This window comes from Streptomyces sp. NPDC046931 (assembly GCF_040644655.1).
Classification (GTDB): domain Bacteria; phylum Actinomycetota; class Actinomycetes; order Streptomycetales; family Streptomycetaceae; genus Streptomyces.
Genome location: NZ_JBEYWX010000010.1, coordinates 138,314 through 154,811 on the forward strand (window position 1 = coordinate 138,314; position 16,498 = coordinate 154,811).

General features: G+C 71.7%; 17 protein-coding genes and 1 pseudogene. 11 read left to right on the forward strand and 7 right to left on the reverse strand.

The features are described 5' to 3' along the window. Nucleotides 1-110: 110 nt before the first annotated feature. From ABZ876_RS19740 to zapE, 4 genes are all read right to left on the reverse strand, one after another. On the reverse strand, nt 111-1,568 hold the full coding sequence (locus ABZ876_RS19740) for a SulP family inorganic anion transporter (protein WP_361782387.1): 1,458 nt from the start codon (nt 1,566-1,568) through the stop codon (nt 111-113). Nucleotides 1,569-1,576: 8 nt separating this feature from the next. After that, nucleotides 1,577-2,158, reverse strand: coding sequence for a carbonic anhydrase (locus tag ABZ876_RS19745; RefSeq protein ID WP_361782390.1), 582 nt, complete (start codon nt 2,156-2,158; stop codon nt 1,577-1,579). Between the two features lie 149 nt (nt 2,159-2,307). Continuing rightward, nucleotides 2,308-2,700 (reverse strand): hypothetical protein, encoded by a 393-nt coding sequence (locus tag ABZ876_RS19750; protein WP_361782392.1) that lies wholly within the window; start codon nt 2,698-2,700, stop codon nt 2,308-2,310. Between the two features lie 165 nt (nt 2,701-2,865). Next, on the reverse strand, nt 2,866-3,972 hold the full coding sequence (zapE, locus tag ABZ876_RS19755; protein WP_361782395.1) for a cell division protein ZapE: 1,107 nt from the start codon (nt 3,970-3,972) through the stop codon (nt 2,866-2,868). A gap of 37 nt (nt 3,973-4,009) precedes the next feature. Here zapE and ABZ876_RS19760 point away from each other — a divergent pair, with 37 nt between their 5' ends. From ABZ876_RS19760 to ABZ876_RS19805, 10 genes are all read left to right on the forward strand, one after another. Continuing rightward, a complete protein-coding gene (locus ABZ876_RS19760) occupies nt 4,010-4,861 on the forward strand; it encodes a pyrimidine reductase family protein (RefSeq protein ID WP_361782398.1) in 852 nt (283 codons plus the stop codon). Between the two features lie 181 nt (nt 4,862-5,042). After that, nucleotides 5,043-5,516 (forward strand): indole-3-glycerol phosphate synthase, encoded by a 474-nt coding sequence (locus tag ABZ876_RS19765; RefSeq protein WP_361782400.1) that lies wholly within the window; start codon nt 5,043-5,045, stop codon nt 5,514-5,516. An 85-nt stretch (nt 5,517-5,601) separates the two neighbouring features. Continuing rightward, the gene (murC, locus tag ABZ876_RS19770; RefSeq protein WP_361782403.1) at nt 5,602-6,990 is read left to right on the forward strand and encodes a UDP-N-acetylmuramate--L-alanine ligase; all 1,389 of its coding nucleotides are present in this window, start codon (nt 5,602-5,604) and stop codon (nt 6,988-6,990) included. Between the two features lie 14 nt (nt 6,991-7,004). Next, nucleotides 7,005-7,412, forward strand: coding sequence for a peptide-methionine (R)-S-oxide reductase MsrB (gene msrB / locus ABZ876_RS19775; protein WP_361782406.1), 408 nt, complete (start codon nt 7,005-7,007; stop codon nt 7,410-7,412). Between the two features lie 179 nt (nt 7,413-7,591). Beyond that, complete coding sequence (locus tag ABZ876_RS19780; protein WP_361782409.1) at nt 7,592-8,137, forward strand: molybdopterin-dependent oxidoreductase; 546 nt, start codon at nt 7,592-7,594, stop codon at nt 8,135-8,137. 155 nt (nt 8,138-8,292) lie between these two features. Beyond that, complete coding sequence (locus tag ABZ876_RS19785) at nt 8,293-9,423, forward strand: ABC transporter ATP-binding protein (RefSeq protein WP_361782412.1); 1,131 nt, start codon at nt 8,293-8,295, stop codon at nt 9,421-9,423. Next, entirely contained in the window at nt 9,420-10,130 is a 711-nt protein-coding gene (locus ABZ876_RS19790; RefSeq protein ID WP_361782415.1) for an ABC transporter permease subunit, read from the forward strand. The genes ABZ876_RS19785 and ABZ876_RS19790 overlap by 4 nt, the downstream gene beginning before the upstream one ends. Beyond that, the gene (locus ABZ876_RS19795) at nt 10,127-10,795 is read left to right on the forward strand and encodes an ABC transporter permease (RefSeq protein WP_361782418.1); all 669 of its coding nucleotides are present in this window, start codon (nt 10,127-10,129) and stop codon (nt 10,793-10,795) included. The genes ABZ876_RS19790 and ABZ876_RS19795 overlap by 4 nt, the downstream gene beginning before the upstream one ends. A 185-nt stretch (nt 10,796-10,980) precedes the next feature. Beyond that, nucleotides 10,981-11,943 (forward strand): ABC transporter substrate-binding protein, encoded by a 963-nt coding sequence (locus tag ABZ876_RS19800; protein WP_361782421.1) that lies wholly within the window; start codon nt 10,981-10,983, stop codon nt 11,941-11,943. Between the two features lie 363 nt (nt 11,944-12,306). Then, nucleotides 12,307-13,107 carry a VOC family protein gene (locus ABZ876_RS19805; protein WP_361782424.1) on the forward strand — a complete coding sequence of 267 codons (801 nt, stop codon included), beginning with the start codon at nt 12,307-12,309 and terminating at the stop codon, nt 13,105-13,107. A gap of 100 nt (nt 13,108-13,207) precedes the next feature. On the opposite strand, the pseudogene ABZ876_RS19810 reads toward ABZ876_RS19805, so the two are convergent. Together ABZ876_RS19810 and ABZ876_RS19815 are read right to left on the reverse strand one after the other, a co-directional pair. Next, nucleotides 13,208-13,594: pseudogene (locus ABZ876_RS19810) on the reverse strand (DUF6114 domain-containing protein); the annotation flags it as partial. Next, nucleotides 13,594-14,271, reverse strand: a complete 678-nt coding sequence (locus ABZ876_RS19815; RefSeq protein WP_361782427.1) for a DUF6230 family protein — start codon at nt 14,269-14,271, stop codon at nt 13,594-13,596. The gene ABZ876_RS19815 and the pseudogene ABZ876_RS19810, both read right to left, overlap by 1 nt. 560 nt (nt 14,272-14,831) lie before the next feature. Between ABZ876_RS19815 and ABZ876_RS19820 the strand changes: the two genes are divergently transcribed. Further along, nucleotides 14,832-15,488, forward strand: a complete 657-nt coding sequence (locus ABZ876_RS19820; RefSeq protein WP_361782430.1) for a Tat pathway signal sequence domain protein — start codon at nt 14,832-14,834, stop codon at nt 15,486-15,488. Nucleotides 15,489-15,546: 58 nt separating this feature from the next. Here the strand turns inward: ABZ876_RS19820 and ABZ876_RS19825 are convergent, their stop codons facing one another. Then, nucleotides 15,547-16,473, reverse strand: a complete 927-nt coding sequence (locus tag ABZ876_RS19825; RefSeq protein ID WP_361782433.1) for a lytic polysaccharide monooxygenase — start codon at nt 16,471-16,473, stop codon at nt 15,547-15,549. Nucleotides 16,474-16,498 lie beyond the last annotated feature (25 nt).

Genomic DNA, 16,498 nt, shown 5'->3' on the forward strand with positions numbered 1-16,498 from the left:
ATCCGGTACATCTGCACTTGCCACGATAATTCCGCCGAGGCCGCATGAGCGAGGACCCGCCGGTACCGCACCGGCGGGCCCTTGTGCCGGGGCCGGGCGGCTCCGGAGCGTCAGCCGCCGGACGTCATCCGCACCGGTTCCGTCCCGGCCGCGCTGTGCCGCTCCGCCCAGTTCTCCAGGGCCGTACGGCAGGCGTGGTCCAGGTGGTGCAGGCCGGTCAGGTCCAGCTCCACCGGCCGGTCCTGGGGCAGTGCCTCCAGGCTCTCGAGAATCTTCGGCAGCCGCAGGAACGTCGCGTTGCCCGACAGATACGCCTGCACCGGTCCGGCTCCCTTGTCGATGACCTCGAGCCGGACGTGCGAGGCCTCCCACGCCGTCTTCACGATGGCCAGGGCGAGCCCGATGAGCACGCCCTCGAACATGCTGATCGCCACGATGGACACCGCGGTGACCAGCAGTATCAACGCCTCGCCCCGGTGCTCGCGCCACAGGGCCACGAGCGCCCGGAGGGGGACGAGCTTGGCTCCGGAGTACACGAGGACGCCGGCGAGCGCGGGTATCGGTATGTATGCCAGCGCGGACGGCAGCAGCGCCGCGAACAGCAGCAGCCACACGCCGTGCAGCACCCGAGACGCCTTGGTGCGGGCGCCGGCCTGGACATTGGCCGCGCTGCGCACGATCACCGCGGTCATCGGCAGCGCGCCGAGCAGCCCGCACACGGTGTTGCCGGTGCCCTGCGCCATCAACTCCTTGTTGTACTCGGTGCGCGGACCGTCGTGGAGGCGGTCCACGGCCGCGGCGCTGAAGAGGGACTCGGCGGAGGCGATCAGCGTGAACGCGACGATCGTGCCGAGCAGGCCCACGTCCGCCAGTTCGCCGTAGGCGCTCGGGGAGGGCGGCTGTATCGAGCCCAGCAGCCCCTTCACCTCGACCGTGGCCACCGGCAGGCCGAGGATCACGGCGACGAGGGTGGCGACGCCGACCGCGGCGAGCGGACCGGGCAGCGTGCGCATCACGCGCGGCATGTGCTTCCACAGCACGAGGACGGCGATGGTGCCCGCGCCGAGTGCCAGGGAGGCCAGCGCACGGGTACTTAGGAGCGCGTCGAGGAGCGCCCCGGGCAGTCCGGCTATCTTGCCCAGGCCCGAGGCCGGGGCCTTCGCCCCGACCAGGGCGTAGAGCTGTCCGGCGATCAGCACCAGGCCGATGCCGGCGAGCATGCCCTCCACGACGGAGACCGAGATGGCGCGGAACCAGCGCCCCAACTTCAGCGCGCCCATGGCGAGCTGGAGCACACCGGTGGCGAGCACGATCACGCCGAGTACCGGCAGTCCGAACTCCCGCACCGCTTCGGAGACCAGCACGGTCAGCCCGGCCGCCGGTCCGGAGACCTGGAGGCTGCTGCCGCGCAGGGTCCCGGTGACGATGCCTCCCACGATGCCGGTGACCAGCCCGAGTTCGGCGGGCACACCGGAGGCGACGGCCACGCCCACGCACAGCGGGAGCGCGACCAGGAAGACGACGAGGGAGGCGGCGAAGTCCTGCTTGAGAAAAGGGAACCTGGTCATCGGGCCGCTCACAGGGCTTCGAAGGTGTCGGTGGCGGTGCGGTGTTCGCGCACGGCCCCGGTGTGCACCTCGTAGTACCAGCCGTGCAGGCGCAGCCGGCCCTGCGTCAGGCGCTCTTCGACGCACGGATAGGACCGCAGACGCAGCAACTGGGCCAGCACATGGTTCTGTACGGCGTCCGCGACCGCCGGGTCGTCCGCGTCGGCCGCCCGGGGCTCGGGCGCGGCGTGCGCGAGCCAGTCGCGCACGGCCGGGACGGCGGTCAGATCGTCGCCGCGCACCAGAGCGCCGACGGCACCGCAGTGCGAGTGGCCGCAGACGACGACGTCCCGGACGCCGAGCACCTCCACGGCGTACTCGATGGTGGCCGCCTCGCTGGTGGGGTGCTCGGAGGCGTACGGGGGGACGATGTTGCCCGCGGTGCGCAGTTCGAACAGTTCACCGGGCCGGGCTCCGGTGATCAGGGCGGGCACGACCCGGGAGTCGGAGCAGGTGATGAACAGGACCTGCGGGGACTGGCCCTCGGCCAGCCGGGCGAACTTCTCCGGGCGCTGTCCGTGCGCACGGGCGTGATCGATGAGGGGCTGCATTGTCAGTTCCTCCTGGCGCGCTTCGTTCGGCGCGTCGGTGTACGAGAACGTGGCATATGCGGGTACGGCGACATGGCCCCACGTCGACGCGCTCGGCCAACGTGGCGTGGTGAGGGGAGGGCGGTGTCAGTCCGTACCGGGCGGGTGGCTCAGCAGCGGAACACCTGGAGTGCCGCTTCGGTGTGAGTGGTCGAGGGTCTGGATATGCGCGGCGAGGCCGGCCGGGCGGCCGCCGGTCCGGCCGGGGCGTCGTACGCCGACGGCGTCGGCGCGGGGGCCCCCGGGAGGGGTGCCGCGGCCGTGCGGTGGCGGTCGCGGGTGCGCAGCGGGCCGGTGCGACCCGTCGGATGGCCGATCCCGCCGCGGGTGACGGCCTCGTCCGCGTCGTCCGCGCGCTTGTTCGTGGCCGGCTCCGTGGAGCCGGCGGCGGTCGCATGGGTCCGGGACGCGGAGGCGAAGGAGGTGGGCGCGCAGAGCGGCAGGGCCAGCAGGACGGCGGACAGGGCCGTCAGCACCCATCGGACCGTCGTGCCGTGCACCATGCGCCCCCCTCCCCGCCGCGTGCGTCCGTCATGGATGTCTTGACCAACACATTAACCCGGCCGGTTCATTTGCAGGGTCAACTTCACGTTTCAGGTAAAGGAGAGCCCAAAAACCGAGGTGAGGATGGCGGGAACGCGCCGGTGGCGCACAACCGTTTGGGACTGTTACGCCTTCACAAGACCCTTTGCGTCACGGGCGAGGGCGGTGAGACGGGAGATCGCCCGGAAGTACTTCTTGCGGTAGCCGCCCTTCAGCATGTCCTCGCTGAACAGCTGGTCGAACGGCAGTCCGGAGGCGAGCACGGGCACCTCCCGGTCGTAGAGCCGGTCGGCGAGCACGACCAGCCGCAGCGCCGTCGACTGGTCCGGCACCGGCCGGACATCGGTCAGGCATACGGCCTTCAGCCCGTCCGTCAGCGCGCCGTAGCGGCTCGGGTGGACCCGGGCGAGGTGCTCCAGGAGGTCCGGGAAGGCGTCGAGCGAGGCGCCCTCGGTGGCGTACGCCGTCTTGCCGACCTGCTCGTCGGTGAAGGGCGCCGGGGCCTCGGGCAGGCCGCGGTGCCGGTAGTCCTCGCCGTCGATGCGCAGCGCGCGGAAGTGCGCGGACAGGCCCTGGATCTCCCGCAGGAAGTCGGCGGCGGCGAACCGGCCCTCGCCGAGCTTGCCCGGCAGGGTGTTGGAGGTCGCGGCGAGCGCGACGCCCGCCTCGACGAGCTTGCCGAGCAGGGTGGAGACGAGGACGGTGTCGCCGGGGTCGTCGAGTTCGAACTCGTCGATGCACAGCAGACGGTGCCCGGAGAGGGTGCGGACGGTCTCCTGGAAGCCCAGCGCGCCGACCAGGTTGGTCAGCTCCACGAAGGTGCCGAAGGCCTTGAGCGCGGGCTCCGCCGGGGTCGCGTGCCACAGGGAGGCGAGCAGATGGGTCTTGCCGACGCCGTAGCCGCCGTCGAGGTAGACACCGCGGGGGCCGGCCGGGACCTTCGGCGCCTTCGCCTTGCCGAACCCGAAGCCGAGCAGCGAGCGCCTGACGGGCGCGGGCCGGGCGCCGTCGAGCCCCGTGGCGAAGCCTTCGAGGACGTGTACCGCCTCGCTCTGGCTGGGCTGGTTCGGGTCCGGGATGTACGTCGAGAAGCGGACCGAGTCGAAGCGCGGCGGCGGCACCATCTCGGCGACGAGCCGGTCGGCGGCAACGTGCGGCTCGCGGGCGCACAGGGACAGCGGGGCCGCTTCGACTATCGGTTCGATCCCGGAGGCGGCGGAGGATGAGGACACGGTTCCCCATGCTAAAGGCCGTGCCACACTGCACGTCATGCGACGCCTGTTCCCTGTGACCGACGAAACAGCGACCCGGCCGGCCGGCACGGCCTCCGGGGACGCGGAGGCCACGGGCGCCGCCCCGGTGGGCGGACGCCCCGCGGAAGATCGCGACGACCGGGAGTGGAGCCTTCAGGAGCTGGCCGCCGCGTACGCCTACCCCGAGCCCGGCCCCGGCGCCCGGGAGCCCTGGCTGCGCGCCAACATGGTCTCCTCCCTGGACGGCGCCGCACAGCACGAGGGGCGCTCCCAGCCCATCTCCGGCACCGCCGACATGCGGATCTTCGGCACGCTGCGAGGGCTCGCGGACGTCGTGCTCGTGGGTGCCGAGACGGTACGGCAGGAGGGCTACCGCCCGGCGCGCGCGCGTGCCGCCTTCGCGGACCTGCGCAAGGCGGCCGGACAGGCCCCCGCGCCCGCGATCGCCGTGGTCAGCGCGAGCCTCGACCTGGACTTCTCGTGGCCGCTGTTCACCTCGCCCCTGGCCCCCACGCTGGTGCTGACCGGCGCGGCCGCGGCGCCGGACCGGGTGGCCGCGGCGGAGAAGGCCGGCGCCCGCGTGGTGATCGCGGGGGACGGCATGGGCGTGGACCCCGACCGCGCCGTACGCGCCCTGGCGGACCTCGGCATGACCCGGCTGCTGACCGAGGGCGGCCCGCGCCTGCTGGGGCAGCTGATCACCGCGGGGGTTCTGGACGAGCTGTGCCTGACGGTCTCCCCGACACTCACGGCGGGTGACGCGCAGCGGATCGCCGGGGGCCCCTCGGTCGCGGTGCCCAGGCGCTTCGAGCTGGTGTCGCTGCTGGAGGAGGAGGGGTTCCTCTTCAGCCGCTACCGCCGGCCCTGACGCGGCGGCGGTCCCTGCGGTGCATGGAGCGGTCCCTTCCGCTCGATCTCCGGCAGGCACACCAGTTAGATCTTGCTCATCCCGTGCCGTCCCGGGGCAGGATGGTTTCCGCAGGGCCTTGACGGCCCGCGGACGACAGAGGTCCCCGGCGGGGCCCTCGGAGGAGGAAGGGGCGCCTGCCGTGTTCACGAGCGTACTGATGATCGAGAAGGCCCTCACGTCGGCCGACGTGGAGTTCGTGACGACCTTGCACGGTGAGGAGGCCGTCGCCTTCCATGTCCTGCTCCAGCCGCGCGGCGACCAGGCCGACCGCCTGCTGCGAGCCATCGACGACATCGCCCTCGGCGAGCTGGACGAGGCCGCGCACGAACGGGAGACCCCGGAGGGCAAGGACGCCGCGGCCCTCGGGCAGCAGGCCCTGGAGGTGTCCCTGACCGCCCTGCGGACGGCCGGCAGCCAGGCGGAGGGCCGCCTCATCGAGGAGCATCCGCTCGATGCGCTGAAGACGCTGGTCGACGAGGTCGACGCGGACGAGGTGATCGTGCTGACCGATCCCCACTACGTGGAGGAGTTCTTCCACCGCGACTGGGCGTCCAGGGCCCGGCACAAGGTCGGCGTGCCGGTGCTGAAGCTGTTCTCGCACAGCAAGGCGTGAGCGGCACGGACGGGCTGTCGCGCGCGCGATACGGCTAGGGTGGTGTGCCGCTCGACGTTCGCCGCACCACTCCAGGGAGACGCACATGGCCCCCGGCCTTCCTACCGCCATGGACCGACCGCACTTCATCGGCATCGGCGGCGCCGGAATGTCGGGCATCGCCAAGATCCTCGCACAGCGCGGAGCCAAGGTGGCGGGGAGTGACGCGAAGGACTCGGCGACCGCCGAGGCCCTGCGGGCGCTGGGCGCGACCGTGCACATCGGACACGCCGCCGAGCACCTCGCCGACGACGCCACCTGCGTCGTGGTGTCCTCCGCGATCCGGGCGGACAACCCGGAGCTGACGCGCGCGGCGGAGCTGGGCATCCCCGTGGTGCACCGCTCCGACGCGCTCGCCCGCCTGATGGACGGCCTGCGCCCGATCGCGGTCGCCGGCACCCACGGCAAGACGACCACCACGTCGATGCTGGCGGTGTCCCTGACCGAGCTGGGCCTCGCTCCCTCGTACGCCATCGGCGGCGACCTGGACGGCCCCGGCTCCAACGCCCTGCACGGCGAGGGCGACATCTTCGTCGCCGAGGCCGACGAAAGCGACCGCAGCTTCCACAAGTACGCGCCCGAGGTCGCCATCGTCCTCAACGTCGAGCTGGACCACCACGCGAACTACGCGTCCCTGGAGGAGATCTACGAGTCCTTCCAGACCTTCGCGGGCCGGATCGTCCCCGGCGGCACGCTGGTGGTCACGGCCGACCACGAAGGCGCGCGTGAGCTGACGCGGCGGCTGGACGGCTCGGTGCGGACGGTGACGTACGGCGAGTCGGAGGACGCCGACGTCCGTATCCTCTCGGTCGTCCCGCAGGGCCTGAAGAGCCGGGTGACGGTGGACCTGGAGGGGACGGAGCTGACCTTCACGGTCTCCGTCCCGGGCCGCCACTACGCGCACAACGCGGTCGCGGCCCTGGCGGCGGGCGTGGCGCTGGGGGTCCCGGCGTCCGAGCTGGCCCTCGCCCTGGCCGCGTACACGGGGGTCAAGCGGCGCCTCCAGCTGAAGGGTGAGGAGGCGGGCGTCCAGGTCATCGACTCGTACGCGCACCACCCCACGGAGATGACCGCGGACCTGGAGGCGATGCGGGGCGCCGCCGACAGCTCCCGCATCCTGGTCGTCTTCCAGCCCCACCTGTTCTCCCGCACCCAGGAGCTGGGCAAGGAGATGGGCGAGGCACTGGCCCTCGCGGACACCTCCGTGGTCCTGGACATCTACCCGGCCCGCGAGGACCCGATCCCGGGAGTGACGAGCGAGCTGATCGTCGCGGCGGCCCGGGCGGCGGGCGCGCAGGTGCGGTCCGTCCACGACAAGGCCGAGGTCCCCGAGACCGTGGCGGGAATGGTGAAGCCGGGGGATCTGGTTCTCACTATGGGCGCGGGCGACGTCACGGACCTCGGCCCGCGCATCCTGGACCGTCTGTCGAAGTAAGGGGCTGACACAGCATGGCGTACGACGTGGAGAAGCCGGACGAGCAGTGGCGCGCGGAGCTGACGCCGTCCGAGTACGCGGTCCTGCGCCAGGCCGCGACGGAGCCCGCCTTCACGGGCGAGTACACCGACACCAAGACCAAGGGTGTCTACTCCTGCCGCGCCTGCGGCGCCGAACTCTTCACCTCCGGCACGAAGTTCGAGTCGCACTGCGGCTGGCCGAGCTTCTACGACCCGAAGGACAGCGACGCCGTGGAACTGGTGCAGGACCGCTCGCACGGGATGGTCCGCACCGAGGTGCGCTGCGCCCGCTGCGGATCGCATCTCGGGCATGTCTTCGAGGGCGAGGGCTATCCGACCCCGACGGACCAGCGGTACTGCATCAATTCGATCTCGCTGCGGCTGCTCGCGGGCGAGGGCTGACACCGGGCGACCCTGTGGAGCCTGTCGGGTAGCCTGTGGAGCCTGGGGGGCCTTCCCGCATCTGCGAGGGAGAGGGCCGCCGGGTGCCGCAGGAGCCAGGGCGGCGTCAGGCTCGGGGGTGCACATGCGTTTGTGCGGGGTCGTCGCGCGGGCGCCGTTGCCCACGGAGGTGGTGGCCCGTGAGCCAGTCCCCGACGCGGCCGGCCGCCGGCACCGGACCGGCGGCGGAGCTCGCACTGAGCGGGGACCTCGCGCGTCCGGCCCGCCTGACCGTGCCGGACCTCGGCGCCTGGCCCCAGCACCGGGTGCGGGTCAGCTTCGAGTGCGCCACCAGCGGCGTACGACACCACCGGTTCACCGGCCCGCTGCTGTACGACGTGCTCTCGGCCGCGGGGCCCGGCTTCGACCCCGCCCGCCGTAGGGACCGGCTGCGCTTCCTGATCGCCGTGACCGGCGCGGACGGTCATCACGCCCTGTTGACCCGGGCCGAGACCGACCCGGACTTCGGCCGCGCGCCCGTGCTGCTCGCGGCCAGGATCGACGACACCCCGCTCGACCGGTCGGGGCCCCAACTGGTGCTGCCGCAGGACCGCTGCGGGGCACGGTACGTCAGCGGCGTCAACGCGAAACGGGTGGACGGCACGTTCGGTCCGAGGGCTCCGGGGGCTCCGAGGGCTCCGAGGGCTCCGAGGGCTCCGAGGGCTCCGGGGGCTCCGAGGGCCTGACGGCGACGGCGCCCGGGCGGGGACGCCGCTCTCGACACGTGAAGTCACCGGCTCAGTGCGGAAACGGCCGCCGTCTAGACTCTCCTCGCAACGGCCCGTGCGACATCGGCCGGGGATCGGGCCGCTCCTGCCACACCCGAAGGGTATTCGGCGCTTTGATACGGATAGATTCAGTCACCAAGCGGTACCCGGACGGCACGGTGGCGGTCGACCGGCTGTCTTTGGATTTACCCGACCGCTCGATCACCGTCCTCGTCGGCCCTTCCGGTTGCGGCAAGACCACGACCCTTCGCATGATCAACCGGATGGTCGAGCCGAGCGAGGGAACGATCACCATCGACGGCGTCGACATCAGCCGGCAGCCGGTGAACTCGCTGCGCCGCTCGATGGGTTACGTCATCCAGAACGCCGGCCTCTTCCAGCACCGCACCATCGTCGACAACATCGCGACCGTGCCCCGGCTGCTCGGCTGGAGCAAGGACCGGGCCCGGGCACGCGCCCGGGAGCTGATGGAACGGGTCGGACTCGACGACTCGCTCGCCAAGCGGTACCCGTACCAGCTCTCCGGCGGTCAGCAGCAGCGTGTCGGCGTGGCGCGGGCGCTCGCCGCGGACCCGCCGGTGCTGCTGATGGACGAGCCTTTCTCCGCCGTCGACCCGATCGTACGCAAGGGCCTCCAGGAGGAACTCCTGAGGATTCAGGACGAATTGGGCAAGACCATCGTCTTCGTCACCCATGACATCGATGAGGCGATCCGGCTCGGCACGATGGTCGCCGTACTGCGCACCGGCGGCCGGCTGGCGCAGTACGCCCCGCCCGCCGAACTGCTCTCCTCCCCGGCCGACTCCTTCGTGGAGGACTTCCTCGGCACGGACCGGGGCATCCGGCGCCTGTCCTTCTTCACCTCCGAGACGCTGGAGCTGAAGAAGACACCGATCGTCGCCGTCGACTCCACCGCCGAACAGATCGCCTCCCGCACCGACCCGGACACGCCCTACCTCCTCGTCACCGGCCTCGACGGCAGTCCGCTCGGCTGGGGCGAGCCGAAGGACCTGGTCGCCGGGCGGATCGAGACGGAGCGGCTGCTGCCGTGCGGACGGCCGTTCGTCCACGGCAGGGACTCGTTGCGCGCCGCGCTCGACGCCGCCGTGCTCTCGCCCACCGGCTGGGCCGTCGCCGTGGGCGATGACGGACGGGTGATCGGCGCCGTCTCGCAGCAGACCATCGGCGAGGCCATCCGCAGCGCCCACGCCGAGGGCCGCGACGACGCGAAGGTCGCCGGATGACCGGGTACTTCGACATCCCGAGCGACCTGCAGCACAGCTGGCTCGGCCTGATCGGACTGCATCTGCGGGAGGCCCTGCTGCCGGTGCTGGCCGGGCTGGTCGCCGCCCTGCCGGTCGCGCAGCTGTGCGCGCGGTTCCGCTGGCTGTACCCGCCGGTGCTCGGCGTGACGACCGTGCTGTACGCCGTCCCGTCGCTGGCGTTCTTCGTCGTCCTCATCGACTACACCGGCCAGACCGAACTCACCGTGATGATTCCGCTGGCCGTCTACAGCCTGGTCGTACTGGTCCCGGCGATCGTCGACGGTGTCCGCTCGGTGCCGCAGGAGACCCTCGCCGCGGCCACCGCCATGGGCTTCGGGCCGCTGCGCCGTTATGTCCAGGTGCAGTTGCCGATCGCCGTGCCCGCCATCCTCGCCGGGCTGCGGGTGGCGACCGTCTCCAGCATCAGCCTGGTCAGCGTGGGCGCCCTCATCGGCAACCAGGGCGCGCTCGGCAACCTGCTGGCCGACGCGATGTTCTACCACCGGCCCGCGCTGGCGGTGAACTCCGTGGTCACCACGGCCGTCCTGGCGATTCTCGTGGACGCCCTGCTGGTGCTCGTCCGCGTGCTGCTCACCCCCTGGATGCCACGCGGCACGCGCCCGATACGGAAGACAGCCGCGCGGCCCGAACCGGCCGCCGTCGCACGGGAGGAGGCGGCCCGGTGAACGTACTGAACTTCGTCAACGCCTTCTTCAGCGACAGTGCCCACTGGCACGGCTACGACGGCATCCCGCATCGCTTGCTCGAACACGTCCAGTACTCGCTCATCGCACTCTGCGTCGCCGCCGCCATCGGGCTGCCGGTGGGCCTGCTCACCGGCCACACCGGGCGCGGCGGCAATGTGCTGGCCCTCGTCGCGACCGCCGCGCGGGCACTGCCCAGCTTCGGACTGCTGGTGCTGATGTTCGTGCTGCTCGGGCTCGGACTGCTGCCCGTGATGATCCCGCTGGTCGTGCTCGCCGTACCGCCGATCCTCGTCACCACGTACGAGGCCGTGCGCTCCGTCGACCCGTCCCCGGTGGACGCCGCACGAGGCATGGGCATGACCGAGCCGAGGATCCTGTTGCAGGTGGAGGTCCCCGTCGCGCTCCCACTGATCCTGAGCGGGCTGCGGTCGGCGGCCATCCAGATCGTGTCCACGGCCACCATCGCCGCGTACGTCAGCCTGGGCGGTCTCGGGCGGTACATCGTGGACGGGCTCTACCAGCGGGACTACGAGAAGGTCGTGGGCGGCGCCACGCTGGTGGCGGTTCTGGCGCTGGTGACGCTCACGGTGTTCTGGGCGGCGACCCGCGTCGCCGTGTCCCCGGGGGTGCGCAGAAGTGCCTGACGGCGTGCGGGCCCGCCCCCCGGGCCCGCACTGTTCGTCAACCAGCCACGCACCGAGGCCAATCGGTGACCAGAATGGACTTGACTGACCCGGAACCGGCTGGATTGGATCAGTGAGTGCGGTGCCCGCACGCCCGCACACATGTGCCACGTCCTGCCCCAACCCCTCAGCCCGGAACGGGAATCGTGACTTCTACCGCGAACACCAGCACGTCCAGCAGGAGACTCCCCGGTGCGGCCGCCGTCGCCCTCGCCGCCACGGCGGCACTGCTCGCGGGGTGTTCCTCGTCTTCCGGCACCAAGTCCGACAACCCGCTCTCGGGCGACAAGGCGAGCGGTGACACCGTCGTCGTCGGCTCCAACAACTTCGCCGAGAGCATCCTGCTCGCCGACATCTACGGCGAGGCCCTCAGGGCCAAGGGCATCAAGGTCACCTACAAGCCCAACATCGGCAGCCGCGAGACCACCTACGGTCTGCTGAAGAACGGCTCCATCACGGTCCTTCCGGAGTACAACGGCGCCCTGCTGGCCTACCTCGACAAGAAAGCGGGCCCGAAGACGGTCGCCGCCACGACGGCCGCGATCAACGCCAAGCTCGACTCCAAGCTGACGCTGCTCGACCCCGCGCCAGCGCAGAACAAGGACTCGATCACCCTCAACGCGGCGACCGCGAACAAGTACCACCTCACCGAAAAGTCCAGCATCGCGGACCTCAAGGACGCCGCCAAGGACCTGGTCATCGGCGCTTCGCCGGAGTTCCAGGCCCGGAAGCAGGGCCTCGAGGGCCTGAAGTCCGTGTACAAACTGGAGTTCAAGTCCTTCAAGGCGCTCGATGCGGGTGGTCCGCTGACCCAGGCCGCGTTGCAGAAGAACACCGTGCAGGTCGCGGACATCTTCACCACGGACCCGACCATCGCCAGGGAGAAGTTCGTCGTCCTCCAGGACACGGAGAACCTCTTCGGGTTCGAGAACGTGCAGCCGCTCGTCTCCAAGTCGGGGCTGTCGCAGAAGGGGGTCGACGCGCTCAACGCTGTCTCGGCCAAGCTCGACAGCGCCGCCCTGCGCGACCTGGACGGCCAGGTGCAGCTCGACGAGAAGGACCCGCTCGACGTCGCCAAGGCCTGGCTGAAGTCGGCCGGCCTGGACTGACCCGTACGCCCGACCCGCGGTGCCCCGGCCCCCCGGGGACACGGCCGCCCGCGCCCCGCCCCCGGCGGGGCGCGGGATCATGCGCGGGACGGAACCGGCGCCGGCCCCGGTCGGTCGCCGACGTCACGCCTCCCGCCCCGGCCGGCCGCTGCTGATCCACCGTCCGGACGGTGACTCTCCGTACACGCCGCCTCTCGTTTCGCTGTACTTCCGGGCCTAGAGCCCCCGGTCGGCCACGCTCCGGATGACGTCCGGGCCGCCGTGACGCATCCTTGCAGAGGCACGATCGGGGTACCCGGATGCCCTGAGCGAGCGAAGGGAGAGGTGCCGGCGCCTCCCCTCGAAACCGGGCGGTGTGTGGGCATGGCCAAGAACGAGACGAGTGGCAAGGGGGGAGTCTCCAGTGACGCGGTGTTCGGCGCGCCGTGCTGGGTCAGTCTGACCACACGCGACGTCGAGACCACGGAGGAGTTCTACCGGGCCGTGTTCGGCTGGGAGTGGCGGCCGAACAGCCTCGGCGACCGTTTCAGGGTCGCGCAGGTGGACGGGGTGCCCGTCGCCGGGATCGCGGCCGTGGCCTCGATGTGGCAGATGGCCGTGGCCTGGACCGTGTACTTCGCGGTCCCGAGCGCCGACGACGTGGCGGCGCGCTGCCGCGAGCGCGGCGGCACGACGGCCGTCGGACCGCTCTCGCTGCCACCCGGGCGGGCGGCCCTGCTCGCGGACCGCGACGGGGCCGTTTTCGGCATCTGGGAGGGCCGGCTCATCACGGACTGGGAGGTGTGGCGCGAGGCCGCCCCCACCTTCATACGGCTGCACACCCGCAACGCCTTCGACGCCGCCATCTTCTACGGCGAGGTCCTGGACTGGGCCTCCTCGCGCCAGGGCTGCTGCGAGGTGCAGTACGACGGTGACGAGGTCGTCCTGCGCAGCGGGGGCGCGGTGGTGGCGCGAATCCACTCGGGCGCCGTGGAGTCGGCGCCCGACCCCACGGTCCGCCCGCACTGGCAGGTGAACTTCGCGGTCGCGGACGTCGAGGCCTGCGTACGGGCCGCCCGTACCCATGACGGGGAAGTGCTCCAGTGGGAGGAGGGGGCCGAGGAGGCGGTCCTGGCCGACCCGGACGGTGCCCGCTTCGCGGTGACCTCCAAGCGGGAGCCCTGAGCCCGGATGCGACTGCCCGGGGCCCGGGGTGCGGGGTGGCGGGGCGACCGGATCCCGCCCGCCGGGGGTCAGAGCGCGGCCGGGCCGACGGTGGGGGCTCCGTGCGCCGGCGGCGCAGCAGGCGTCGGCGTGGCTCCTGGTCCGGCAGCCAGCCGAAGGCCAGACAACTGCCCGTCGCGCCCAGCAGCAGGCCGATCAGGAACCCGCCGAGGTTGGACGTGAGCCAGGTGCCCAGGGACACCAGGACGCCGACGATCGAGTAGAAGAGCCGCTGCGCCGGGTTGAAGAGGATCAGCAGACCGCACAGCAGCATCACCACCGGCAGCAGATAGCCTGCCAGGCCCTGCATGCCGATGTGCACGATCACCTTCAACGACGCCTTCTCCGTGAGGAGGATCTCCGTCCCGCCCAGCGCGAGCAGCAGCCCGCCCCAGAAGGGGCGGCTCACCCGCCGGCTCCGCAAGGCGGATCTCGCCCGGCCGGACATCAGCACCCCGTGTCGTTGAAGCCGAGCCTGAGGCCGGGCAGCGTGAACACACCGGCCGTGGTGGCGTAGTCGGTCTGCCGCAGATTGTCGATGTGCACCGTGTCGGCCTGCTGGCTGAAGACACCCTTGGCGCCCTTCACGCCGCCCTTGTCCAGTGTGCTCGCGTCGTTGCCGATCTCGATGCCGTGGAAGGCGGCGTCGCCGGACATCACGGTCGAGTCGGTGGTCAGACCGCTCGCGGCCACCTTGTTCCTGCCGCCGCCCGCGGTGATGTACAGGTTGGTCCCGCCCAGGTCGACGCTCTGGCACAGCTTGGTGAGCGTCGCGTTCTTCACCACGGAGGTGACGACCAGCACCTGGCCGCCGGTGCCGCCGGCGTTCGGGCTGTCCTCCGCCATCGTGTCGAGGTCGCCGAACTGCTCGAAGCCGGTGCCGTCCAGGTCGGCGGCGGTGACCGTGAAGGGCATGCCGGAGATCGCGAACTGCACGCCCAGCGCCCCCTGGGCGGTCGTGATCGCGAGACCCGCGGCGATCGCGGTCGCAGGCACCGCCATCACCGCGGCGCGGCGGAGGCGGACCCGCCCGCGTCTCGCGGGGAACCCGTCGGCGGCGGAACCGCTTTCCGGGTGCGCTGGGGTGGAACCGGGGGACGCCGTGGCGTCCGAGGACGAGGCCATGTCTGCTCCTGGGCATAGGAAATGCGCGTAGGGCTGCACTGGCGGATGTCCTGGCGCGGACAGCGGTTTCCGTGCGACGTCTCCTCACGCCCCCGGCGAGTGCAAGGGCTTTCACATGGCACGGCAGTGACCGTGCGAGGAAGTTACCGGTGGTTACACTCAGGGTCAAGGGAGTTGTGAGGGAACGGTGCCGAAGGTGTGAGTCTCAACTTCACCGGTCTGTATTGACGTTGATGGTTCGTCAGCTCTACAACTGGCGACAGTTCCCCATGGATCCGTGGCGCCGGATCCGGTCGTACCGCGAACGTCGCTCTTCCGGCCCCGCCCGGCAGGGGCATCGCGACACGTGAGCCCGCGCGGTGCGATGCACGGCCCCCATCGCCTTCCCCGCGGTCCTGTTCCCCCTTCGCGACACCCGCACGGCCGTCTCTCCCTGTCCGCGGGCCCGCCCCCGGTGGCCGACGGCCGCTGCCGGCACGTCACGGACGGAGAAAGCGTCATGGACCGGCAGCGGTACCCCTCACCCGCACAGCCCCACACTTCGGAGAAGAGGCATGCCCATGCGTACTCCCCGATCCCTGCTTGCCCTCACCGGCGCCGTCGTGGCCCTCGCCTTGTCCGCGGCCTCCCCCGCCTCCGCGGACAGCGCGGTCCTCATCGCCGGGGGCGCCGCCGTCGCCGTCGGCGACGTGCTCAACGCCTCGCTGGCCGGCGGAACCAGCGCCACGCTCTACTCCAGCGCCACCGGCACCAGCGGTGTCTCCTGCACCTCGTCCGCGTTCACCGCCACCGTCACAGACAATCCCGCCGCGCCCGGCACGGCCACGGAGTCGCTCACCGGGCACACCTTCACGAGCAGCAGCTGCACCAGCAATGTCACCGGTGTCCTCGGCGTCACGAGCATCACCATCGACAACCTGCCGTACACCACGACGGTCGCCTCCGACGGAACGCTCACGGTCACCCCGGCCGCCGGCTCCACCATCCGGACCACGGCCACACTGCGCACCCTGCTCGGCACGATCACCTGCGTCTACCAGGCTCCCAGCCTGACCGGCAGGGCCGACAACGCCGACAACAGCCTCACCTTCACCAACCAGCAGTTCACGAAGGCCTCGGGATCGTCCCTGTGCTTCGCCAACGGCTACTTCACGGCGAAGTACGCCCCGGTCACCGACACCAGCCAGCCGGGGAACCCCGTGGTCAGCGTCAACTGAGGCGCGGCCATGAGGCCGCCCCCGGACCGCGCGGGCCGGGGCGGCCGCCCCGGCCGGCTCATCCGCGCCGGCGGCGCAGCGTCAGTGCGGCACCGCCGGCGAGTACCGCGAGCACCGCGGCACCACCCGCCAGCAGCGGGACCGACGGGCCGCCGTCCCCAGCGGGCACGGTGGCCGCCGCGGGAGAGCCGGCCACGGTGGCGGCCGCCGCGCTCGGCGCCGTGGAACCGCTCGGTGCCGCGGAACGGCTCGGCGCACTCTTGTCCCGGGAGGGCGCGGGTGTGGCCTTTTTCTCGCCGGCGCCGGAGGTGCCGGGTGCGGCCGAGGCAGCGGAGGTGCCCGACGCACCGGAGCCGTCCGACGCAGGGAAGACCACGTCGGAGCACGAGTAGTACGTGTCCGTCGTGCTCGAGTTCCGCCAGATCGTGTAGAGGACGTGGTGGCCCGAACGGTCCGCCGGGAGCGTCGCCCGGATCCGGTAGGCGCCCTTCGTCAACGGCGGGTCCGTGACCTTGGCGAACGGCTTCGCCGGGAGGTCGGACCAGGTCAACGGCTTCGTGGGGTCGTAGCCCTGTTTCGTCAGGAACATCTCGAACGTGCCGGTGTGCGGGATGGTCGAGCTGTACGTCATCGTCAGTGCGGCCCCGGGCGCGAGCCGGGTGGAGGGCCAGTCCGCGCGCGCCAGGTCGAGGCCCCGGTAGGCGGGCAGCCCGCCGCTGCACAGCCGGCCGTCCGGGATGAGCCGCCGGTCCCTGCCGTTCACGTCCGCCACCCGCAGGTTGTCCCAGGCCGTGAACGGCGCGCCGTTCGCCGTGACCGCCGCCCGGCACGCGGCGGTGCGCTCCCGGCCACCGCCCTCGGGCGAACAGGCGACGACCCGGCTGACCGGGTCCGTGGGCGCGCCATGGGCGAAGGCCGGCGTCGCGGGCAGCAGCGTGACCGCCACGGCGACGGCGGCCGCGGCGACGGTGCGGTGTGCGGTCATCCGGTGTCTCCAGGCGCGTCGGGTC